20 protein-coding genes are annotated in these 21,199 nt (G+C 73.3%); 11 read left to right on the top strand and 9 right to left on the bottom strand.

Features of this window, described 5'->3' with window-relative positions:
- The first annotated feature begins 22 nt into the window (after positions 1 to 22).
- Genes CLV71_RS45050 through CLV71_RS45040 form a run of 3 tightly spaced genes read left to right on the top strand, consistent with a single transcriptional unit; the run spans position 23 to position 5,155 of the window.
- Positions 23 to 817 (top strand): hypothetical protein, encoded by a 795-nt coding sequence (locus tag CLV71_RS45050; RefSeq protein WP_133909117.1) that lies wholly within the window; start codon positions 23 to 25, stop codon positions 815 to 817.
- Positions 814 to 2,898 (top strand): ATP-binding protein, encoded by a 2,085-nt coding sequence (locus tag CLV71_RS48245; protein ID WP_166664522.1) that lies wholly within the window; start codon positions 814 to 816, stop codon positions 2,896 to 2,898. Before CLV71_RS45050 ends, CLV71_RS48245 begins: the two co-directional genes overlap by 4 nt.
- Entirely contained in the window at positions 2,888 to 5,155 is a 2,268-nt protein-coding gene (locus CLV71_RS45040) for a WD40 repeat domain-containing protein (protein ID WP_166664521.1), read from the top strand. The genes CLV71_RS48245 and CLV71_RS45040 overlap by 11 nt, the downstream gene beginning before the upstream one ends.
- A 1-nt stretch (position 5,156) precedes the next feature.
- On the opposite strand, the gene CLV71_RS45035 is transcribed toward CLV71_RS45040, so the two are convergent.
- Genes CLV71_RS45035 through CLV71_RS45015 form a run of 5 tightly spaced genes read right to left on the bottom strand, consistent with a single transcriptional unit; the run spans position 5,157 to position 8,754 of the window.
- Positions 5,157 to 6,050, bottom strand: a complete 894-nt coding sequence (locus CLV71_RS45035; RefSeq protein ID WP_133909115.1) for a hypothetical protein — start codon at positions 6,048 to 6,050, stop codon at positions 5,157 to 5,159.
- Entirely contained in the window at positions 6,047 to 6,715 is a 669-nt protein-coding gene (locus CLV71_RS45030; protein WP_133909114.1) for a pyruvate phosphate dikinase, read from the bottom strand. Before CLV71_RS45030 ends, CLV71_RS45035 begins: the two co-directional genes overlap by 4 nt.
- Entirely contained in the window at positions 6,712 to 7,431 is a 720-nt protein-coding gene (locus CLV71_RS45025) for an HIT family protein (protein ID WP_133909113.1), read from the bottom strand. Before CLV71_RS45025 ends, CLV71_RS45030 begins: the two co-directional genes overlap by 4 nt.
- The gene (locus tag CLV71_RS45020) at positions 7,428 to 8,228 is read right to left on the bottom strand and encodes a radical SAM family protein (protein ID WP_133909112.1); all 801 of its coding nucleotides are present in this window, start codon (positions 8,226 to 8,228) and stop codon (positions 7,428 to 7,430) included. Before CLV71_RS45020 ends, CLV71_RS45025 begins: the two co-directional genes overlap by 4 nt.
- Entirely contained in the window at positions 8,215 to 8,754 is a 540-nt protein-coding gene (locus tag CLV71_RS45015) for an NUDIX hydrolase (protein WP_133909111.1), read from the bottom strand. Before CLV71_RS45015 ends, CLV71_RS45020 begins: the two co-directional genes overlap by 14 nt.
- Before the next feature lie 24 nt (positions 8,755 to 8,778).
- Between CLV71_RS45015 and CLV71_RS45010 the strand changes: the two genes are divergently transcribed.
- Both CLV71_RS45010 and CLV71_RS45005 read left to right on the top strand, forming a co-directional pair.
- Positions 8,779 to 9,825, top strand: a complete 1,047-nt coding sequence (locus CLV71_RS45010) for a pyruvate kinase (protein WP_133909110.1) — start codon at positions 8,779 to 8,781, stop codon at positions 9,823 to 9,825.
- Positions 9,822 to 10,577, top strand: a complete 756-nt coding sequence (locus CLV71_RS45005) for a class I SAM-dependent methyltransferase (RefSeq protein ID WP_133909109.1) — start codon at positions 9,822 to 9,824, stop codon at positions 10,575 to 10,577. The genes CLV71_RS45010 and CLV71_RS45005 overlap by 4 nt, the downstream gene beginning before the upstream one ends.
- Here CLV71_RS45005 and CLV71_RS45000 read toward each other — a convergent pair whose 3' ends face one another.
- From CLV71_RS45000 to CLV71_RS44990, 3 genes are read right to left on the bottom strand one after another with little or no spacing between them, the layout of a single operon-like run.
- Positions 10,578 to 11,792 carry a coenzyme F420-0:L-glutamate ligase gene (locus CLV71_RS45000; RefSeq protein ID WP_133909108.1) on the bottom strand — a complete coding sequence of 405 codons (1,215 nt, stop codon included), beginning with the start codon at positions 11,790 to 11,792 and terminating at the stop codon, positions 10,578 to 10,580.
- On the bottom strand, positions 11,785 to 12,750 hold the full coding sequence (gene cofD, locus CLV71_RS44995) for a 2-phospho-L-lactate transferase (RefSeq protein WP_133909107.1): 966 nt from the start codon (positions 12,748 to 12,750) through the stop codon (positions 11,785 to 11,787). The genes CLV71_RS45000 and cofD overlap by 8 nt, the downstream gene beginning before the upstream one ends.
- 14 nt (positions 12,751 to 12,764) lie before the next feature.
- On the bottom strand, positions 12,765 to 13,535 hold the full coding sequence (locus CLV71_RS44990; protein WP_133909106.1) for a site-2 protease family protein: 771 nt from the start codon (positions 13,533 to 13,535) through the stop codon (positions 12,765 to 12,767).
- A 240-nt stretch (positions 13,536 to 13,775) separates the two neighbouring features.
- Between CLV71_RS44990 and CLV71_RS44985 the strand changes: the two genes are divergently transcribed.
- Together CLV71_RS44985 and CLV71_RS44980 are read left to right on the top strand one after the other, a co-directional pair.
- Positions 13,776 to 14,108 carry a WhiB family transcriptional regulator gene (locus CLV71_RS44985; RefSeq protein ID WP_133909105.1) on the top strand — a complete coding sequence of 111 codons (333 nt, stop codon included), beginning with the start codon at positions 13,776 to 13,778 and terminating at the stop codon, positions 14,106 to 14,108.
- A gap of 37 nt (positions 14,109 to 14,145) precedes the next feature.
- Complete coding sequence (locus tag CLV71_RS44980) at positions 14,146 to 17,469, top strand: glycosyltransferase family 2 protein (protein WP_133909104.1); 3,324 nt, start codon at positions 14,146 to 14,148, stop codon at positions 17,467 to 17,469.
- Positions 17,470 to 17,472: 3 nt separating this feature from the next.
- On the opposite strand, the gene CLV71_RS44975 is transcribed toward CLV71_RS44980, so the two are convergent.
- Positions 17,473 to 17,949, bottom strand: a complete 477-nt coding sequence (locus CLV71_RS44975) for a metallopeptidase family protein (RefSeq protein ID WP_243867445.1) — start codon at positions 17,947 to 17,949, stop codon at positions 17,473 to 17,475.
- An 81-nt stretch (positions 17,950 to 18,030) separates the two neighbouring features.
- On the opposite strand from CLV71_RS44975, the gene CLV71_RS44970 reads away from it, so the two are divergent.
- The 4 genes from CLV71_RS44970 (at position 18,031) to CLV71_RS44955 (ending at position 21,194) form a co-directional block, all read left to right on the top strand.
- Positions 18,031 to 18,402 carry a DUF3499 domain-containing protein gene (locus CLV71_RS44970; protein WP_133909102.1) on the top strand — a complete coding sequence of 124 codons (372 nt, stop codon included), beginning with the start codon at positions 18,031 to 18,033 and terminating at the stop codon, positions 18,400 to 18,402.
- Between the two features lie 107 nt (positions 18,403 to 18,509).
- The gene (locus CLV71_RS44965) at positions 18,510 to 19,862 is read left to right on the top strand and encodes a phosphomannomutase/phosphoglucomutase (protein ID WP_133909101.1); all 1,353 of its coding nucleotides are present in this window, start codon (positions 18,510 to 18,512) and stop codon (positions 19,860 to 19,862) included.
- A gap of 19 nt (positions 19,863 to 19,881) precedes the next feature.
- Positions 19,882 to 20,097: a Trm112 family protein gene (locus tag CLV71_RS44960; RefSeq protein WP_133909100.1), complete on the top strand. Its 216-nt coding sequence runs from the start codon at positions 19,882 to 19,884 to the stop codon at positions 20,095 to 20,097.
- Positions 20,094 to 21,194 carry a phosphoheptose isomerase family protein gene (locus tag CLV71_RS44955; protein WP_133909099.1) on the top strand — a complete coding sequence of 367 codons (1,101 nt, stop codon included), beginning with the start codon at positions 20,094 to 20,096 and terminating at the stop codon, positions 21,192 to 21,194. The genes CLV71_RS44960 and CLV71_RS44955 overlap by 4 nt, the downstream gene beginning before the upstream one ends.
- Positions 21,195 to 21,199: the final 5 nt, after the last annotated feature.

The raw sequence follows: 21,199 nt of genomic DNA, 5'->3' as shown, positions 1-21,199 counted from the left end.
TCGTACACCCTGAGGAGGTCCGGTGGCTCTCGCGGTCGGAGTGCACGGCATCGGCCAGCATCGCGTCAGTCCCGGAAGGCTCGCCGACCGCTGGCGACGCGCGCTCGGCCGGGCGGACGTGACGTTCGAGCTGGCCTACTACGCGCACCTGTACTCCGGGCACTCCGGCAGGCTCGGCGACGACGAACCGGACTCCGCCGAGCAGGTCCCGTCCGAGGCGGAGATCGAGTTCGTCGCGGAGGTCCTGTCGGACGTGCCGGACACCGAGGGGGTGGGCGCGGAGGAGCTGGGCCCACCCGCGTTGTGGCCCTCGTTCGTCAACCGGGCTCTCGTGGCGGTCGACCGCCGCTGGGGCCGCTCGGCGGGCGGTGTCCTGCTGCGCTGTGTCCGTCAGGTCTACCGCTACCTGAGCCATCCCGCGCTCGCCGAGGAGATCCGGGGCGTCGTCACCGACACGATCGCCGGACGGCCCGGTGTCGTCGTGGCGCACTCCCTGGGCAGCGTGGTCGTCTTCGACGCGCTGACCCGCGGTCTGCTGCCGCCGGGCACGAGCCTCGTCACGATCGGCAGCCCGCTGTCCTGGCCGACCATCCGCAGGCGGATCGACGGCGGCAGCCCGCCGGAAGGGTGTTCCTGGCACAACTTCCACGACCTGCTCGACGTGGTCACCGGCGGGCACGGGCTGGGGCCCGCACAGGCGGGCGTGGTCGACCACCAGGTCAGCAACGGCTGGTTGGACCCGCACGCCGCCGTGCGGTACCTGCGTCAGCCCTCGGTCGCCGACGCCGTCCTGCCCGGCCGCAGGACGCCGAGGTGACAGCTGACGAGCGGTTACGCCGCATGCTCGTCACGATCGCCGCACGGGACTACGCCTACGAGAACGGCACGTTCTTCGCCGCGATCGACGACCAGGTCGCCGCCGTCGCGGAGTGGCTGGCCGACCCGGACCTGGGGGACCGCGCCTTCACCGAGGAGGAGCGGCGGCACCTGTCGCCCGTGAACCGGCGGGAGGTGTACGACTTCGTCGCCGAGCACGACCTGCACGAGCTGGACCTCGACGACGTGCTCGTCCTCTACGTCACCGGGCACGGCCGCCGCAGGCCCTCGGGCACGCACTTCCTCTGTGTGCCCGACACCGACGAGGAACGGATGCTCGCGACCGCGGTGCGCACGTCCGACCTCGTCGCCGCGGTGCTGGACTCCGAGGCGGAGCACGTGCTGGTCATCGTCGACTCGTGCGGGTCGGGTGCGTTGGACCACGAGCTGTCCGGGCTGGTGCAGGACCTGTCCGAGTCACGCCGCAGGCTGCGCACGCTCGCCGTGGTCACGAGCGCGCAGTTCGACCAGAACCCGCGCATCGGGGAGTTCGCCCGGGTTCTGCGCACGTTCCGGGAACGGCTGCGCACGGCCGCGGGCATCGACCGCGACCTGCTCACGTTCGACGAGTTCGCGGCGGAGCTGGCCGCGGCGGCCCGCCACCACGGCGACGTGCTGACCCCGGTACAGGTGTGGCCTCGGCCCGGCCACGGGTCCGACCCGACGCCGTGCCTGCCCAACCCCGCCTACCGGCACTGGGAACGCCTGCTCGAACCCGCGCGCGAGCAACTCGCGCCGCCGGGTGCGGTGACGGCAGGCTACTGGCTCGACCGGGCGAGCGGCCGGATGTCAGCGGACGACCTCGGCTGGTACTTCACCGGGCGGCGGGAGCCGCTCACCCGCCTGACGGGCTTCCTGCGGGACGGCACCGGGGTGCTGGTGGTGACCGGCGGCACCGGGACGGGGAAGTCGGCGGTGGTCTCCAGCGTGGTCATGCTCAGCGACCCGCTGTTCCGCGACGACGAGCGTTACGTTGCCGCCGTCGAGTCGATGCCCGAGGCGGGGCTGCACGACGTCGCCGAGGGCGCGGTCGACGTGGCCGTGCTGGCACGCAACAAGGCGGCAGGCCGCATCGCGGTCGAGATCCTCGCCGCGCTGGACAACCGCGACCGGCACTCGAGCGCGACCCCGACCGACGTCGTGTCGGCGATCGACGAGCTGCGCGGGCACCTGCTGGCCCGTCCCGGTCCCGTCACGGTCGTGGTGGACGGGCTGGACGAGGCCGTCCACCCGACCGGCGTCGTGGTCGAGGTGCTCGGCCCGCTGGCGCGGCTGGTCCGGCCGGACGGCGCCCGCGCGGTGCGGCTGGTCGTCGGCGTGCGCAGCGAGCGGCCCACCCCCGGGCACGACAGCGCGCCCGCCGCACTGGTGGAGCTGCTCAGGCACGTCGCCACCGCCGGTGGCGAGGCGGCGCCGGTCGTGCTGCGTGTGGACGAGGAGCCCGGTGTCACCACCGATATCGTCGGGTACGTGACGCGGCTGCTGCTCGCCGACGGGGACAGCCCGTACCGGGGCGACCCGGACGCGGCGGCACGGGCCGCGGCGGTGGTCGCCGCGCACGTCACGCCCTCGTTCCTCGACGCGCGGATCGCGGCCGCCTGGCTGCGTGACCGGCCGGGGATCCAGGACCTCGACGCCCCGGACTGGCTCGCCACACTGGCCGACGGCACGTGCGGGCTGCTGCGCGACGACCTCGCCGTGGTCGCGGAGCACACCGGGCTGTCGGCCGAGCGGCTGCTCGCGGTGCTGCGGGCGAGTGCCTTCGCGCTGGGCTCCGGCCTGCCGTGGTCGGACGTGTGGCCCGCGGTGTCGGCGGCGGTGATGGACATCGACGTCGCGCTGCTCGAAGATGTGTGGGACGTCGGCGCCTACATCGAGACCATCCGCAACAGCCGGCTCAACGGGTATCTGGTCGCCGACGTCGAGGACGAACGAATCGTGTACCGGCCGTCGCACGAGAGGCTCGCCGAGGTCCTGCGGGACGACCCGAGGTCGCTCCTGCGAGGCGGCGATGACGACTAGCGCCCAGCCGGGGCCGGACGGCGCCGTGCGGGCACACCGCAGGGTCGCCGAGGTGCTCGCGGGCCTCGCCGCCCGCAGTGTCGACGTCCCACCGCACCCGTACGTGCGCCGCTACCTCACCGAGCACGCCGCCAGGGGCGGGGTGCTCGACGACGAGCACGTGCCGGGCCACTTCCTGCCGTGGGAGACCAGCGGTTCGGTGCGTGGACAGCTGGGCATGCCGATCTCGGAGGACCCGTCGAGGCTGCGGCTCGCCGCGTGGGCGTGCATCGAGGCGTTCCTCGGCGACGTCGGCGTGGAGTCGCGCCACGTGAGCCTCGCCGTCATGTGCCGGGCGTTCGGCGCGCCGATGCCCGCCGGTGCGCGGCGGGTCGAGCCGATGTGGGTGCGCATGTCCGTGGCGGGCAACGTGCTGCTCAGCGGTGAGCACCCGGTGTGGGCGATGACGCCGGTGCCGCTGCCCGACGGTCGGCTGCTGCTCGCCACGGCGAGCCGCGCGAGCACGGTCACGATGGTCGACCCGGCCACCGGCAACCGGGTGGGTGACCCGTTCGCGGGCCACCGGGGCTCGGTCCGGGCGCTCGCGGCGCTGCCCGGTGACGTCTCGCTGCTCGCCACCGGCGGTGACGACGGGACGGTCCGGCTGTGGGATCCCACGACCGGGACCCAGACCGGGCAGATGCGTGACGGCCACGACGGTCCGGTGCTCGCGCTGGCCGTCGTGCCCGCGCCGGGCGGGACCACGTTGCTCGCCTCCTCGGGTGCCGACCGGACCGTGCGGCTGTGGGACCCGGACAGCCTGCGTGAGGTGATCCCGCCGATCGCGTCGGGGTGGGTGCGTGCGCTCGCCGCCGTCCCCGTGTCGGACGGGGTGTCCTGGCTCGCCGCGGCGGGCACCGACGAACTCGTGCGGCTGTGGGACCTGACGGGTGCCGCCCGTGAGCCGCTGGTCGGCCACACCGAGGTCACCAGGGCACTCGCGGTGCTGCCCGGTCCGTCCGGCCGTCCCGTGCTGGCGAGCGGGGGATACGACGGGGCGATCCTGCGGTGGGATCCGGAGGCGGGACGGCAGGTCGGCGAGCCGCTGCTCGGCTCGGGAGGGCCGGTGTTCAGCCTGGTCACCTCGCGGTTCCCGGACGGCAGGACGATCCTGGTCAGCGCACACGCCGACGGCCTGGTGCGGCTGTGGGACCCGGTCACGGGTGGGCAGGCGGGTGAGCCCGTGCTGGCACACGTCCGGCCCGTGCGCACCATGACGTCGCTGCCCGTCGCCGACGGCCGCGTGCTGGTCGCGACCGCGAGCTGGGCCGCCCGCGTGTGGGATCCCGCGGTGCCCCAGCGGTCCTCCGCCGACGCGTCGGGGCGGTGCGACCTCATGGCGGTGGTGCCGCTGGACGGCGACCTGGTGGTGGCCATGGTCCGCGGTGCCGACGTCGACTTGTGGGACGTCGGCGACGGCAGTCGGGAGCTGCGGGCGTCGTTCCGGCACGGCAGCCGGGTCCGGGCCATCGCCACCCTGACCATCCCCGGCCTCGGCACGGTGCTGGCGACCGGGGACGACGACGGCGAGGTGCGCCTGTGGTCCGCGGCCAGTGGCGAGCCGGTACTCGCGCGGGTCGGGCCGCATCCGAACGGCGTCCTGGCCCTCACGGGCGTGCCTGCCGGCGACCGGACGCTGCTGGCCGTGGCCTGTGGCCGGACCGTGTACCTGTGGGACCCGGAGACCGGCGAGGCGGCAGGCTCACTCGGGGAACACCCCCACGCGGTGTGCGCGGTGGCCGCGGTGCCGGTGCCGGACGGGCGAACGCTGCTGGCCGCCGCCAGCGGCCGGGTCGTGTACCTGTGGGACCCGGTCGCGGGTACGCGGGTGGGTGAGCTGGCCGGGCACGACGACCACGTCAACGCCCTGACGGTCACCCAGTCGGCGGACGGGACGGCACTGCTGGTGAGCGTCGCCGACGACCGGACCCTGCGCCGGTGGGACCCGTCGACCGGCACCCAGGCCGGCGAGCCGTCGACCGGCCACAAGGGCCAGGTGTGCGCGGTGACCTCGGCGACAGCACCCGGCGGCCCGCTCGTCGCGTCGGCGAGCTACGACGGCAACGTCCGGTTCTGGGACCCGCGTACCGGGCAGGGTGACCTCGTGGTCGTCCTCGGTGGTCCGCTGTCCCACGTGGCCATGGCCGCCGGCGCGGACCGGGCGGTACTGGCCGTCTGCGGACCCGCGGGTGTCGTCGTGCTGGCCGTGCGCCGGTGAGTCAGGCGGCGTGGACCGCCAGGCCCGCCTCGCGCAGTGCGATGGCGAGGTGGGACAGCAGGCCGGACTCGACGTAGACGTGCCGCACGCCTGCCACCGCGAGCCGCGCCGCGAACCGGTCCAGCTCCCGAGCCGACTCCCTCGGCACCGTCACGCGCACCAGGACCGCGTCCCCGACACCCGCGAGATCCGCGTCCGGCGTCTCGAGGACCGGCAGGCCGGGCGGCGCGGGCTCGTCGGTCTCGAGCGCGGCGAGGTCCAGCCCCGTCGACGTGCGGATGTTCTGGGGGGAGACGCCGAAGCCGTCCGCGTAGTGGCACTTCAGGATGACGTCGACCCCCAGGTGGTCGCGCAGGCCACGCAGGCCGTCCGCGTGCTCGACCGCCCACCCGGCCAGCTCCGCGACGGGCCAGTCGCCGAGCAGGCTCGGCACCGTCACCCGACCCGCGCCGAGCGAGTGGAAGCGGGCGGGCTGCGGCCGCAGCGGTGCGCTCACCACCCGGTGGCCACCGGACGCCAGCACGAGGACCGCGGGGGTGATCGGCGTGTCCAGCTCCCAGATCCCGGGCAGGTACTCGCACACGACCGCCGACTCGGCCAGCAGGATCTCGGCGGAGAAGAGCAGTGGCGCGTACGGCTGCACGACCACGGAGAGCCCTGGGTCGAGCCGGCGCGCCCAGGCCGCGGCGTCGTCGACCGTGAGCCCGACCGCCCTCGGCAGGTTGCGTACCTCCACGTCCGCCGCGGCACGCACCACCAGCGTGCGGTCGCCCGCGACCGCGGCCATCCGCCGTGCGCGCTCGTCCTCGGCCAGCCCGGGCGGCAGCACCTCCGCTGGCAGGCACTCCAGCCCGAACCGCCGGACCAGCCCGACCGCCGCGATCTTGTCGATCACGGGCGTAGCTCCCGGGTGATCGGCCGCACCTGCAGCACGAGCACACCCCCGGCGACGTAACCCCACTCGACGTCGGCGGCCCACCCGAAGTGGTCGTGCACGCGCCCGAGCACCGGCAACAGCTTCCTGACCAGCTCCAGCACGGGCACCGGACCCCGGAGCCGGGTGGCGCGCAGCGACCCGTCGCGCACTGTCACCCGGGTGAGCGGCGCCTGCCCGGCGGTGACACCGGACGTGGTGTCGGCGACCTCGATGGTCGTCTCGGCGCCGTCGACGAACGCGACACCACCGAACGCGCAGTGCGCCTCCTCCTGGAGCAGGACGCTGCCCGCCACGTCCCGGTAGTGCGTGAGCAGCGCACGGACCCGGTCGAGCACGCGGTCCGCGACCGGCTCGACGCCCGCCTCGGACCGGGTGGCACCCGCCCTGGCGTGCTCCTCCGTGTCCTCACTGGCCAGCGAGGTGCGCAGGATGACCCGCCGCGGCCGGGTGGACGACAACCAGAGGCCGATCGCCCTCTCGGTGGCGGCGCCCGCGTGGTCGTCGGTCGTGAGGCACAGCGCGGGCGGCACGGGGTGACCGTGGAGAGCCAGCTCGGCCAGCCGGGCCGCCTTGCCGCCCCACCGTGCCACGGCAAGGCATTCCGTGCCCAGCTCGCTGATCACGTCCGCACGTCGTCCTCTCGGCGCAGGTCGACGGCCAGCTCGGCGGCGAGTACGCGGGCAGCGCCCGCCTCTGCCCTGGCCACCTGTTCGCGGAACAGTATGAAGTCACGCCAGTGCGAGCGGACGACAAGGTCGTCACCGGCGTGCAGGTGTCCGCAGATCACCCGCCGCATCAGCTGGCTCGGTACCCGGCCGCTGGCGGGAACCAGCCAGCGACCCCGGGTGCCGGCGTCCCGGGACAGCCACAGGTAACCCCGCTCGCGGTGGCTCGCGGCACTCGCGCGGTCCGCCAGCCAGACGCTGCCGGGCAGCATCCGCAGCACCGCCTCCTCGATGACGTCCGGCGGGACGGGCGTGGTCCTCGGGACGATGTGCAGGTGTGCGTGCTCGGTGGTCGCGCACTTGCCGCTGACGCCCGGCCGCCACGGGTCGGGGCTGCCGTGCTCGAACAGCATCGTCCCGGCGTACCCGCGGTGGACAAGCCGCAGGTGGAGACCGCGGAGCAGGCCGCGCAGCGCTGTCACCGACCGGGGGTGGCGGGTGGCCAGCTGGGCGAAGGAGTAGACGTGCTCCTCCGGGACCAGCAGCAGGTGCCCCGGCGTGATCGGGGCGATGTCGGGCATCAGGCGGAGCCGCACCGGCGTCGGGCCGACGGGGGTGCCCTCCGCGTGGCACAGCTCGCAGTCGCGGGGATCGGGTTCGCGCGACTCGCTCATCCGGGGGCCGCCAGGGACTTCCTGATCGCCGTGACGACGTCGGCACTGCGCGCGTAGCACCGCCCGCCCGCCGCCGTGATCCGTTCGCGAATGGCGTCCTCCCGCGCCTTGTCCTCGTAAAGCCACCATTCCGGGCGGTCGTCCAGCCACGGCACGGGGGCGCGTCGCAAAGACACGTCCAGTTCGGCCAGACCGAGACGGTCGGTGCGGAACCAGTAAGGGCCGAGAATGTAGCCGTGGCTGTCCGCGACGGTCGCGTCGATTATTCGGCCGATATCCGAGTCGGTCAGGAAAGGTTCCGGAAGTATCGGCCGAATTCCGACGAACGGGTGCAGTCCCGCCGCGCGCAGCCTGCCCACGAGCGCCACGCGCAGGTGCACGGGAGCGACCGCGTGCTCGAGACGCTCCGACGACGACCACAGCGGCATCGACACCATGACACTCAGGACGTTGCCGCGCGTGCGCATGTCCTCGCCCAGCTCCCGCAGCCGGGTCAGTATTGACTCGGGCAGGTTCATCTTCGTGGCGAAGGTGATGTCGCTGCCCCGCGTGGACAACGTGCTCAGCGCACGCAGCGCGGGGCCCGGGTTGTGGAACAGCTCGGTGTCGTAGGAGAGCTGGATGACCCCGCCCCTGGCGTCGACGCCGAAGTCCTCCTCGTAGAGCGACGGCCCCGGCTGGTAGGTCGGGTCGGACGCGAAGCAGTAGACGCAGTCGAAACGGCAGGCCCCGCCGCCCGCCCACAGTCCCGAGCCGAGCACCCGGGGACCGTCCGGTGGGGAGTCACCCGAGGTCATCCGCGACCCCGATCTCGAGGACGTTCGAGGCGTCGTAGGAGTAACGGGCGAACACGGGACCGGGTCGGCCGCCGAACACCGTGGACACGAGCCACGGCAGGTCCTCGACGGCGGGCAGTGTCGCGACGGTGTCGACCCGGTGCCATTCCGGTGTGCCTTCCACCGAACCGGCGACCGGCGGTGCCGTGTCCGGGACCTCGGCGGAGAACACGAACAGCAGCACGCCCGGCCCCGGCAGGTCGATCGTGACGATCACCGCCAGCCGGAACGCGGCGAACGGCAGGTCGATCCCGGACTCCTCGCGCAGCTCCCGCCGGGCGGCGGTCAGGGGGTCCTCGCCCGCCTCGACGTGCCCGCCGAACCCGTTGTACCGGCCGGCCCAGGTCTTCTTGTCCGGCGCGCCCCTCAGCAGCAGGACGTGTCCGTCCCGGCGGCGGGGGAACACCAGCACGCGCGGCACCGCCAGGTGCCGGTCGCCCCGCCCGACGCCCTGTTCCGCCGGTCCGGACCGCGCCGCCGCCACCATCTGTCCTCCTGATCGACGTCGGCTATGCTAATTGTCGTCCACGGCAATTGTCCACAATCAGTGAAATCGATGGGAATCCACGTGGGAACTGGTATACTCGCCACGTTTTGTGGACCACCCACCTGGACTCCGGAATCCATTCACAGGACATTGGAAATCGGTGTTCGGTCATTTCGGGTGACGACCAGCTACCGGGGCGACGAGGAGAACCGGGAACTCGTCGGGATGCTCCGCGCCGCCGGCCCGGTCACCGTCCACCTCGACGTCGGCAGGGGCACGAAGCTGCGTGTCGCCCGGTTCTCGGCCCCGAGGCTGGAGACCGGCGCCACGGTCACCCTCGGCTCGGAGCCGGGCTGCGACCTCCACCTCGAACGGCCGCTCGGCGTCGAGCTTCCCGTGGACACCGTGCTGTACCTCGGCGACTCCGACGCGGTGCTGCGGGTCGGGTCGCGCAAGGGCGAGGAGTACAGCTGCTCGGTCACCGCGGGCGGGAGGGCCACGCCGGGCAAGGCGATCACGGCGGCGGGCATCGACCTCGGCCTCGGCACCGTCAACGCCATGAACGAGGCGGACTTCGCCACGGCGGGTGAGCTCGGCGTCGAGTACGCGATGGTGTCGTTCGTGCGTTCTGCCGCCGACATCGACCGGTGCCGCGCACTGCTGCCGCCCGAGGTCGGGATCTCGGTGAAGATCGAGACCAGGGAGGCCGTCGAGGACCTCGACGCGATCGTCGCCGCCTCGGACGTCGTCGTCATCGGTCGTGGTGACCTTGCCCTGCAGTGCGGTCCGGAACACCTCGGCCTGCTTCAGTGGCGGATCGCCGAGGCCTCGGCGGCGGCCGGGAAGCCGTTCGTCGTCGCCACCCAGGTCTTCGAGAGCGTGCTCGGCAGGGCCGTCCCCAACCGCGCCGAGCTGCACGACCTGGCGGCCGCGGCGGCGCTCGGCGCCGACGAGGTGATGTTCGGCCCCGAGACCTGCAAGAACCCGCACCAGGTCGAGGCCATGGCGGCGGCACAGCACGTACTCGACACCGTGTCCGCCTCCGGTGTCCGGCTCCGCGTGGACCGATGACCACCGCCGACCCGATGTTCGGCCGCGGCGCCGGGTGGTACCGGAACGTCACGGCGTGGACGGGTGACGAGGGCCTGCTCGGTCACATCGTGCGGCTCATCGCCGACCACGCCCCCGCTGGCACGTGTGTCGAGGTCGGTGCGGGCGGCGGTGACGTGGCCACCGCGGCGCGCGGTGCCGGTGTCGGCCCGTGGCTGTGCACCGACAAGTCGTTCGGCATGCTGGCCTCGGCCCGTGACGTGCCTGCCTGGCGGGCACAGGCCGTGGGTGATGTCCTGCCGCTCCCCGACGCGAGCGTGGCCGCGGTCGCCGGCCGTTCGGTGCTGCACTACATCGGGGCGCGGCGTGCGCTGGCGGAGTGGCGGCGCGTGCTGGTCCCCGGCGGGGCCGTCGTGGTCGCGCAGAAGGTGGCGGACGACGTCCGCGAGGAGCTCGACTGGTACCGGCAGCTGCAGCGGTTGCGGTCGGTGGCGCCCCGCGAGTGGTACTTCACCGAGGACCTCCTCGACCACGCCGAACGGGCCGGTCTCGCGGTCGTCGAGATCGCGCACCACGACGGCAGGCACACGGTCGACCTGCACGAATGGGCGTCACGCCACGGGGTGCTGCCCGCGTCGGTGGCCGAGGAGATCAACGAGTTGGCGCGACGCGGGGCCGACCCGGCCTTCTACGACCGGATCGGGTTCCGGCTCGACGGCGACCGGCTCACGCTGAGCCTGCGCTGGTGCGTGCTGGCGCTGGCGCGGCGGTAGTCACCGTCGGAGGAAACGCTCACCGGGGTCGACGGGTTCCGTCGGGGCAAGCCCGTCGACGGGATGACCGATGGCGACGGCGCCGAGCGGCTCCCAGTCGGGCGGCAGGTCCAGCACGGTGTGCACGACGTCCGGCGCGAAGGCCACCCATCGCGCGCCGAGCCCCTCGGCGGTCAGCGCCGTCAGCAGGTTCCGCACCGCGGCCCCCGGCGTGATCGGCAGCTCCGTCCCGTCCCTGACCAGGAACGGCAGCACGATCTCCTGCGCGTCGTGGAGCGACTCGTCAGCCGCGGGCGTCTCGTCCAGCAGCTGCTTGCGCCTGGCCCGGTCGGCCAGGTGCACGAACCGCACCGGCCCGGTGTGGTGCGCGGTCAGCGCGGCGGACACCGCCGCACGCAGGGTCGCCTCGTCCACCGGGTCGTCGGTGAAGGCCCCGGCGGGCGGCAGCAGGACCGCCTCCCGGCGGCCCAGGGCGATCGCCTCCTCCGTGCCGAGGCGGAACAGGTCCTCGTCGACCGGTCGGACCAGGTCGCGTGCCTTCGAGTCGGACGAGCCGATCCGCAGGCCGCGGACCACGGCCACCGGCATCGCACCCAGCTTGCCCTTCACCAGGTCCGCCGCACCGGCCACCTCGTCGGCCACCGCGACCTCGGTCACGGCCAGTTCGTTGCCGTGGCGGTCCACCTGGCCCCGGTAGCCGTGCAGGACACGCAGGCCCGACGCGCCGATCGCCACGTCGGTCTGACCAACGCGCCAGGCCCGGCCCATCGTGTCGGTGATCACCACCGCCACCTCGACGCCAAGACGGTCGCGAAGCCCCCAGCGCAGTGCCATCGCCGACGCGTCCGGGTCGGCAGGCAGCAGGGCCAGTTCGTCGCCCGCCACGTTCGACGCGTCGATGCCCGAGGCGGCCTGCACGATGCCGAGGCGGTTCTCCGTGATGAGCGTCCTGGCCCGGCGGGCGATGATGCGGACCGACTCGTCGAAGACCAGCCTGCGGCGGATCCTGTCCCGTTCCTCGGGATCGGTGGGCACGCGGACGAGGCGGCCCTCCACTTTGGACACGACCTTGCTCGTCACCACCACGATGTCACCGGAGCGCAGCCAGCGCGCGGCCTTCGCGATGGCGCCGGAGAGATCGTCGCCGGGGCGGAACTCCGGCAGGTCTGGCACGGGCAGGATCTCGATGCCACCCTCGGCGGCGTGGTCACTCAACGGGGACTCCGGCAAGGGACAGCGCCGCGCGGACCATCGAGGCCGTGGCGTCCACATCGGACATGAGCAGCGGCACCGCGCGGACCTCGACGTCCGGCACGACGGCCCGGTCGCCGGTGTGCACCAGCCAGCCGTCCAGCAGTCCGACCGCGGACGTCCGCGCGCCGTAGTGCCGCCCGACCGCCTCGGCCGTCGTCTCGACGCCGATGGCCGTCAGGCACGCGTCGGCCATGCCCCGCACCGGCTTGTCGTTCACGATCGGGGAGACGCCGACGATCTTCGCCTCCGCCTTCACCATGGCCGTGCGCACGCCGGGGACGGCCAGGATCGTGCCGACGCTGACCACCGGGTTCGACGGGGCGAGCAGGATCACGTCCGCGGCGGCTATCGCGTCGAGCACACCTGGCCCCGGTGTCGCCTCCTCGGCACCGACCGGGACGATCGAGTGCGCGGGCAGGGCGGCGCGGTGGCGGATCCACCACTCCTGGAAGTGCACGGCCGCCCGCTCGCCCGAGGCCGGGTCGTCGATCACGACGTGGGTCTCCACCCGGTCGTCGCTCATGGGGAGCAGGCGCACGCCTGGCTGCCACCGCGCGCACAGGGCCTCGGTGACCTGCGACAACGGGTAGCCCGCACGCAGCATGCGAGTCCGCACGAGGTGGGTGGCGATGTCCTTGTCGCCGAGGCCGAACCACTCGGAGCCCGCGTCGTAGGCGGCCAGCTCCTCCTTGACCGTCCACGTCTCGCCGGTGCGGCCCCACCCGCGCTCGGTGTCGATGCCCGCGCCGAGCGTGTACATGCAGGTGTCCAGGTCCGGGCAGATCCGCAGGCCGTGGAGCCACACGTCGTCGCCGGTGTTGACGAGTGCCGTGATCTCGGCGTCCGGCCCGAGGGCGTGCTTCACCCCCTGCAGGAACCGAGCCCCACCGACACCGCCGACCAGTACGACAACCTTCACGGCACCATCGTGCCTCACTCCCAGAAGCGGAACGCCAGGTCCCCGAACGCCGCGAAGACGCCGTCGCCGCCGACCAGTTCGTACAGGTTGTACGAGACCTCCTGGAAGGCGTGTCCGACCTGTGGGATGGCGAAGATGGCCACGAACAGGATCAGCGGTGCCCACGGCCGTGCCTTCGCGCCGAACCGCTGCGCCTCGGGCGAGAGCCACGGCTCGATCGCACCCCAGCCGTCGAGGCCGGGGATGGGCAGGATGTTCAGCACGAACGCGAAGATCTGCAGCAGGGCGAGGTAGGAGAGCCCGGACGCCAGCCAGAACGTGGGCTGGAGCAACGAGACGACGATCATGAGCAGGATGCCCAGCAGCAGGTTGAAGAACGGCCCGGCGAGCGACACCATCGACTCGGTCCGCTTGTTGCGCAGCGAGTGGTGGTTGATGAACACCGCACCACCCGGCAGCGGGATACCGCCGACCGCCAAGATCAACAAAGGGAAGATGAGGCTGAAGACGGGGTCGGTGTACTTGCGGGGGTCCAGCGTCAGGTAGCCCTTGAAGTACACCTCGCGGTCGCCGCCCCGGTAGGCCACGAACGCGTGCCCGAACTCGTGCAGGCACAGCGAGACCCCCCAGCCGGCCAGCACCATGAGGAAGATGCCCGCCTTGGCCATGACGTCGGGGTTCGAGTAGGGGAACGCGTCGCTGAACGCTGCCAGTACCCCACCGCCGATGGCGACGGCCAGGATGCCGAGGAACACGGGCGACGGGCGGACCGCTGATCGCTGCACGACCACAGTGTGTCAACTTGGGGTGTTACGTCGTCGTGCGGGTACGGCATTTTCCTGATATTGCAGGGTCTCGTCGAGGTATTTCGCCCTGCCCGATAGGGCATCACCCAGGCGGGTGCATCGCTTGACGCGCCGCGACTACACGGGTGTAATCACATCGATGTCATTCGCCACGAGTGGAGTAGTGGTGGGTGGTGTCCGCCAACCCGGGGAGCGCGAAAGGCGAGGAGGCGGACGGGCATGCAGGGAACCGAACTGAATGATCTGACCAGTGGGAGTGGTGGCGTCGTGGAGTGGGGGGAGCGCCCGTTCGGGGAGTTCGGCGTGCTCGCTGAGCTCTTCGACGACACCGAGGAGCAGGAGTGGCAGGAACGCGCGCTGTGCGCGCAGACCGACCCGGAGGCGTTCTTCCCCGAGAAGGGCGGCTCGACCAGGGAGGCGAAGCGGATCTGCCAGGGCTGTGAGGTCAGGGCGGAGTGCCTCGAGTACGCACTCGGGCACGACGAGCGCTTCGGCATCTGGGGAGGGCTGTCCGAGCGGGAGCGGCGCAAGCTGAAGAAACGAGTGGTCTGACACACGGAGCACAGGCCGTCCGTGGCATCTTGTGCGAATGCCTCGCTACGGCTCACGGGGGAGCACCCCGGTGCTGCGCACCGCGCCAGTGCTCGCGGTGCTCGTCTGCCATGACGGCGAGGAGTGGTTGCCGGAGGCGTTGGCCGCGTTGCGGCGGTCCTCGCCCCGGCCACGGCACGTGCTGGCCGTCGACACCGGTTCGAGTGACGGCACCGCGCGTCTGCTGAGCGACGCCGCACGCGGTGAGGACCGCGTGCTCGACGGCGTGCTCACCCTCGAGCGGTCCACCGGGTTCGCCGCCGCCGTGCAGGAGGCCGTGTCCGCGGCCATCGAGCGGTGGGGCGACCCCGGCGGCTGGGTCTGGGTGCTGCACGACGACTGCGCACCCGATCCGCGCTGTCTGTCGACGCTGCTGACCGCCGCGGAGGCGTCGCCGTCCGCCGGGGTGCTCGGTCCGCTGGCGCTCGACTGGGACGACTCCCGGCTGGTGGTGGAGGCCGGGCTGTCCACGGACTCCTCCGGCCACCGGCAGACGGGCATCGGACCGTCCGAAGTGGACTGGAGCCGGTTCGGCAGGGACTACGAGCAGAGCACCGAGGTCCTCGCCGTGCCGTCCGCGGGCATGCTCGTGCGGCGCGAGCTGTGGGAGCGGCTCGGCGGGTTCGACCCCGCGATCACGTTGCTGCGTGAGGACATCGACTTCGGCTGGCGTGCGAACCGGGCCGGCAGCGTGGTGCTGTGCGTGCCCGCCGCGCGGATGCGGCACGCGCGTGCCGTTCTCGGTCACCGGCGTCCCGTCGACGCGCCCCGCGGCTCGACCGCGTCCGTCGAACGGGCGCAGGCGGTCCGCACGTTCCTCGTCAACTGCTCACTGCTGTCCTTTGTGGTCGGTGTGCCCCGGCTGCTGTTGCTCTCGCTGTCCCGTGCGGTCGGCTTCGCCGTGCTGCGCAGGCTCGTCGAGGCACGGGCCGAGCTCGGCGCGGCGGCGTACGTCCTCAGCGGGCACGCCGGTCTGCTGGAGGGCCGGACACTGCGCCACGCCACCGTGCGCGTCCGCAGCGTCCGGGGGTTGTTCACCTCGCGGCTCACCAGGCTCCGCAACGGGGTCCGCGCGGCCGTCGCCCAGCTCGTGCGCCGTCGGCTGGAGGCGGACGCGGCGCTCGGCAGGCTGCCCGACGCGGTCGTCGTGCCGTCGGCGGGACAGGTCGCGAAACAGCTCGTCGAGGAGGTCCGGCTGCCGGTCGGGCCCGCCGCCCTGCCCGCGGGCGCGGACGGCAGGCCGAAACGACCCGCCGGGCTGCGGCAGCCCGCGACGGCGGTGGCCGTGTCACTGGCCGTGCCCGACGTCGAGCTGCCCCACGGGTTGCGGCCGAGCCCGCGTCGCAGGCCCTCGCCGGTGCCGCGCGACGGGTCGGGGAAGCCCGAGCCGGAGCTGATGGTCGTCGAGGTCGACCGGGCGCGGCTCGCCCGGCAGGTGCTGCTCGCCCCACCGGTCCTGCTCGTGCTCGGCCTGGTCGCCGTCGCCCTGTACGTCAACGCGGGACGGCTCGGCCTCGACCTCACGGGCGGCAGGCTGCTCCCGGTCGCCGACCTCGGCACCACCTGGTCGAGCTACCTCGCGACGTGGCACCCGGTCGCGGGCGGCACCGCGGCACCCGCGCCCGCCGCCCTCGCGGTCATCGGCGGCCTCGGGGTGGTGCTCGGCGGCACGCAGGCGGCCGTCGCGCTGCTGCTGCTCGGCAGCATGCCGCTGTCCGGGCTCCTCGCGTACGTGGCGACGCGGCGGCTGCCGGTGCACCGCTGGGTGCGGGCACTCGTCGCGGCCACCTACGCGCTGCTGCCGCCCGCCACCGCCGCGGTCGCGCAGGGCAGGCTCGACGTGGTCGTCGCGCACCTGCTCGTGCCGCCGGTCACCACGGGCATCATCGCGTTGCTCGGCCGCTCGCGGACGACCTCGGGCGCCTGGCTCTCGACGGCCGCGTCCTCGGCGTTCGGGCTGGCCGTGATCGGCGCGTTCTCCCCGCTCGTGCACCTGCTGCTCGTGGCGTACGCGCTCGCCGGGTTCGTCGTGCTACCCGGCTACCGGGGCACGGGCGGCCGTCGCGTGGCCGCCCTGTTCGTGGTCGTGCTGATGCCGCTCGCGTTGCTGCTGCCCTGGCCTGCGGTCCTCATCCAGCACCCCGGCGTCGTGGTCCACGGGCTGGGCGCGTACGTGCCGACGCCGGTCGCCTCGCTGCTCGACCTGGTGTCGCTGGACCCCGGCGGCCCGGGAGCGTGGCCGGGCGTGGGGCTCGTGGTCGTCGTCGGCGCGGTGGTCGGCGTCGTGGCGCGGCCGAGGCGCACGGCCTTCCCCGGGATCGCGCTCGCGGTACTGGGTGGCTGCGGCGTGGTGTTCGTGCGGTTCATGGGCGCGACCTCGATCACCGGCGCGCTGCCGACGTACGGCTGGGCGGGTCCTGGGCTCGTGCTCGCCGGGTGGGGGCTGCTGCACGCGCTGCTCGGCGTGTGCCGGACGGGTGGCCCGACGGTTTCGTGGGTGCGGCCCGCGGCGGTGCTCGGCGTGCTCGGCGTCGTCGGGCTGGCCGCGGGCGCGCTCGTCGCAGGCCGGGAGGGGCCGCTCACCGACGACGTGCCGCACCTCGCGACGACGCTGTCCCGCGAGCTGACCACCTCGGGGCGCTGGGTCCTCGTGCTCCCCTCGGAAGGGGACGACCCGCGCATGACCGCTGGGCGCATGCCCGCCTTCGGCGACGACGACCTCGCACCCGTCAACGACGCGGTCAGCACACGGGCACTCGCCGAGGTGCTCCGCTCGGACCCGAAGACGGGCGTCGGTCAGGCCGCCGCCGCGGGCGTGCTGTTCATCGTCGTGCCGACTCGCGACGAGGCCGTCCGGCTGCGGGAGTCCGCGGGCGACCTGGTGGCCGACGCGCCACCCATGTCGGACGGCCGTCCAGTCCTGCGCGTCCAGCCCGCCGCGGGTCAGGTGACGCTGCTGTCGCCAGAGCTGGCCCGCCGCGCGGTCACGGGTGGCGAGGCGCCGACCGAGCTGGGCACGGGCGGGATCGTGCCGGTCGACGCGGTGCCGCCGTCGGTCGCGGTCCGCGTGTCGGAGGGGCCGGACGGGCGCCTGCTGGTGATCGCCGCGGAGGAGGAGCCGGGCTGGGTCGCCACGGTCGACGGCAGGCAGGTCCCGATCGTGCGTGCGTGGAACCACCTGGTCGCGGTCTCGCTGCCGACCAGGGCGGCGGAGGTGCGGGTGGAGCAGTCGACCGCGCTGCGTGGCGTGCTGCTGCTGGTCCAGGCCGCGATGGTCCTGTTCACGGCGCTGACCGCCATCCCGAGCAGGCGGCCGCGCTGAGCCTCAGCTCTCGCCGTCGATGACGGTCGGGTCGACCCCGAGGTAGTTGGCCACCTGGTCGACCAGCACGTGGTGCACGAGCTCCGCCAGGTCGGCGCCGTCGCGGGCACGTGCCTCCAGGGGCCTGCGGAACAGCACGATCCGCGCCTTCGTCGGCAGGCCGCGCTGGTCCATGCCCGCCGGGACGAGCCTGGCCAGCGGCACGCCCGCGTCGGTCAGCGTGCCCTCGGCCGCGATCGCCTCCTCGTCCTCGCCCCGGACGTCCGGGACGTCGTCGACCGCCACGTCCAGCTTGGTCAGCTCCGTGCGCCAGCGGGCCTCGATCGGCTCGAGGGCGGCGAGCACGAGCGCGTCGAACCGCTCGGCGCGGGTCGACGCGGCGGGCAGCGTCGAGGGGTACAGCGACCCGCGCAGCCCACGGCCGTGGCGGTCCCGGTTGGGGCGCCGCCGCCGGCTCAGCCTGCCGCGTGTCGAGGTCACACCCCTGAGGGTATCGAGCCTGCGACCCATCACGGTGTGGCGAGGGGCTATTTCCCCCCGGACGCGCTATCGTCCACGTTCGTGCGCAGCGTGCGGAAGTGTTCGCGGACCGGGTGCGGAAGCCCGGCCGTCGCGACCCTGACCTACGCCTACGCCGAGTCGACCGCCGTCGTCGGCCCGCTCGCGACCTACTCCGAACCGCACAGCTACGACCTGTGCGAGGAGCACGCGTTGCGCCTCACGGTCCCGCGCGGGTGGGAGGTCGTCCGGCACGACGGCGAGTTCGCCGCCCCCCAGCCCACGGTCGACGACCTGACCGCGCTGGCCGAGGCGGTTCGTGAGGCCGGGAGGCCCGACCGGCCGATCGAGCCCAACCTGGAGCCGTCGCCCGGCACGTCGACCACCGGTCGCCGCGGCCACCTGCGGGTTCTGCGCAACCCGGTACCCGAGTAGACCGCGCCCTTCCCGGCGAACCGAACACGGGTAACACCTACTCGCGCCGGACCGCCACGCCGGTAGGCTCGCAGAGGCAAATCCGCCGACCTTCTCGGGGAGCACTGGTGCGTGACCTGTCCGGAGTCTTCAAGGCCTACGACATCCGTGGTGTCGTCGGCGAGCAGCTCGACACGGACCTCGTCCGCGACATCGGCGCGGCGTACGCCCGTCAGGTGACCGAGGGCGCGATCGTGATCGGCCACGACATGCGGGCCTCGTCGCCCGGCCTCGCGAGCGCGTTCGCCGAGGGCGCAACCCGCGAGGGCGTCAACGTGGTGATGATCGGCCTGGCCAGCACGGACATGCTGTACTTCGCCTCAGGCAGCCTCGACCTGCCCGGCGCGATGTTCACCGCGAGCCACAACCCCGCCAAGTACAACGGCATCAAGCTGTGCCGCGCGGGCGCGGCCCCGGTCGGCCAGGACACCGGCCTCACCGACATCCAGCGCGAGGTCGAGGCGGGGACGCCGCCCTCGGAGGGCAAGGCCCCCGGCAGGCTCGAGACCCGCGACATGCTCACCGAGTACGTCGCCTACCTGCGCAAGCTCGTCGACCTCTCGCACAGCAGGCCGCTGAAGGTCGTCGTCGACGCGGGCAACGGCATGGGCGGCCACACCGTGCCCGCCATGTTCGACGGCCTGCCCATCGACATCGTCCCCATGTACTTCGAGCTGGACGGCAGCTTCCCCAACCACGAGGCCAACCCGCTCGACCCGAAGAACATCGTCGACCTGCAGGCCAAGGTGCGCGAGGTCGGCGCGGACGCCGGGGTGGCGTTCGACGGCGACGCCGACCGCTGCTTCGTGGTCGACGAGCGCGGCGAGCCGGTGCCGCCGAGCACCATCACCGCGCTCGTCGCGGTCCGCGAGCTGAAGAAGGCACCCGGCGGCACGGTCATCCACAACCTGATCACGTCCAAGGGCGTGCCGGAGATCGTCGCCGAGAACGGCGGCAAGCCCGTCCGCACCCGCGTCGGCCACTCGTTCATCAAGGCCGAGATGGCGAGGACGGACGCGATCTTCGGCGGCGAGCACTCCGCCCACTACTACTTCCGCGACTTCTGGCGCGCCGACACCGGCATGCTGGCCGCGCTGCACGTCCTCGCCGCGCTCGGTGAGGACGTCCGGCCGCTGTCCACGCTGACCAGCGCGTACACCCGCTACTCGGCCTCCGGGGAGATCAACTCGACCGTCGAGGACCAGGCGGGCCGGATGGCCGCGGTCAAGGAGGCGTTCGCGGCCCGCGAAGGCGTGCACACAGACGAGCTGGACGGCCTTACGGTGGAACTGCCCGACGGGGGCTGGTTCAACATCCGGCCGTCGAACACCGAGCCGCTGCTGCGGCTGAACATCGAGGCCCAGGACGCCGACGCCGTCGCCGCCATCCGCGACGAGGTGCTCGCGATCGTCCGCGCCTGACCGAACCCTTGGAGGGGACATGGCCGTCCAGCTCGACCCGAGGCTCCTGGAGATCCTCGCCTGCCCGTCCGACGACCACGCGCCGCTGCACGCCGGCACGCCGACCGACCCGACGGCCGACGTGCTGACCTGCACGTCGTGCGGGCGGCAGTTCCGCGTCGAGGACGGCATCCCGGTGCTGCTGCTCGACGAGGCGATCGAGCCGAAGCCGAACGAAGAAGGCACGAGCGAGTGAGTGCGGCGGTCGACGACACCCTGCTCGACGACCTCGGCCGGCTGACCGACGTCGACGCCGACGGGCTGCTGCCCGCGTCCGCCCGCGCGGGTGCGCAGGTGCGGGCGACACTGGAGGCCGGCAGGGACGCCGGCATGGACCGGCTCGCCGGCCACCGCCCACGCGCGCTGGTGCTGCTCACCCGTCCCGGCCTCGGCCCGGTCGCGGCGAAGCTGCTGATGACGCTCCTCGGCCGCGCCTGCCCGGTGCCGGTCGTGCTGACCGACACCGCGCCGCCGTGGCTCGGCCCGCTCGACGTGCTGGTCGCGCACACCGACGACCCCGGTGACATCGAGCTGGCCGAGTCGATCGACCGCGCGGGCCGCTACGGCGCGAGCGTGGTGCTGACCGCCCCCGAGGACGGGCCGGTGGCCGCCGCTGCCGCCGGCAAGTCCGTGCTGATCACCCCCCGCGTGCCGGTGCCACCCGGCTTCGGCTTCCCGCGTGCCCTCGCCGCGGGCCTGTTCACCACCACCACGCTCGAGCTGCTGCGCACCGACCTCGACATGGTCGCCGACGAGCTGGACCGCGAGGCCGAGCGCGGCCACATGCAGCACGAGTCGTTCGTGAACCCGGCCAAGGCGCTCGCGCTGCGGCTCGCCGAGCGGACCCCGCTGCTGTGGGGCCTCGACGACGTGGCGACGGGCGTGGCCCTCTACGCCGCGCAGATGCTCGCCACCCACACCGACATCGTGTGCGACGTCGCGCCCTACCAGCAGGCCGCGAGCCGCACCGCACTGCACCGCGCCGCCGCACAGGCCGCGTCGGGCACCGACATCTTCGCCGACCCGGACGACCTGTCGCCGTCGGCGTCGACGCCCCTGCGTGCGTTCCTGCTGGCCATCAACGCACATCCGACCGACCCGGTCCGCAGGCTCGCGGCCGACATGCTGCCCGACGCGGACCTGATCGCGCCGGGCGAGGAGATCACCGCGGACACGACCGCCTGCGCGGCCGTGCTCGCACTGCGCTTCGAGCTTGCCGCCCTGTACGTGGGGCTGGCGGCCGGGACGACCGGCGGGACCACCCGCTACACGTCCGCCCGGCCGAGGGAGTGAACGCT

It is taken from the genome of Actinophytocola oryzae (assembly GCF_004364325.1).
Taxonomy (GTDB): Bacteria; Actinomycetota; Actinomycetes; order Mycobacteriales; family Pseudonocardiaceae; genus Actinophytocola; species Actinophytocola oryzae.
This window is presented reverse-complemented; position numbering and strand designations above follow the sequence as displayed.

What these genes read in the sequence shown, in the direction of transcription:
- CLV71_RS45010 (WP_133909110.1), top strand. Translation starts at nt 8,779, where the DNA reads ATGCTAATTGTCGTCCACGGCAATTGTCCACAATCAGTGAAATCGATG.
- CLV71_RS45040 (WP_166664521.1), top strand. Translation starts at nt 2,888, where the DNA reads ATGACGACTAGCGCCCAGCCGGGGCCGGACGGCGCCGTGCGGGCACAC.
- CLV71_RS44985 (WP_133909105.1), top strand. Translation starts at nt 13,776, where the DNA reads ATGCAGGGAACCGAACTGAATGATCTGACCAGTGGGAGTGGTGGCGTC.
- CLV71_RS45005 (WP_133909109.1), top strand. Translation starts at nt 9,822, where the DNA reads ATGACCACCGCCGACCCGATGTTCGGCCGCGGCGCCGGGTGGTACCGG.
- CLV71_RS45025 (WP_133909113.1), bottom strand. Translation starts at nt 7,431, where the DNA reads ATGAGCGAGTCGCGCGAACCCGATCCCCGCGACTGCGAGCTGTGCCAC.
- CLV71_RS45020 (WP_133909112.1), bottom strand. Translation starts at nt 8,228, where the DNA reads ATGACCTCGGGTGACTCCCCACCGGACGGTCCCCGGGTGCTCGGCTCG.
- CLV71_RS45015 (WP_133909111.1), bottom strand. Translation starts at nt 8,754, where the DNA reads ATGGTGGCGGCGGCGCGGTCCGGACCGGCGGAACAGGGCGTCGGGCGG.
- CLV71_RS44980 (WP_133909104.1), top strand. Translation starts at nt 14,146, where the DNA reads ATGCCTCGCTACGGCTCACGGGGGAGCACCCCGGTGCTGCGCACCGCG.
- CLV71_RS44960 (WP_133909100.1), top strand. Translation starts at nt 19,882, where the DNA reads ATGGCCGTCCAGCTCGACCCGAGGCTCCTGGAGATCCTCGCCTGCCCG.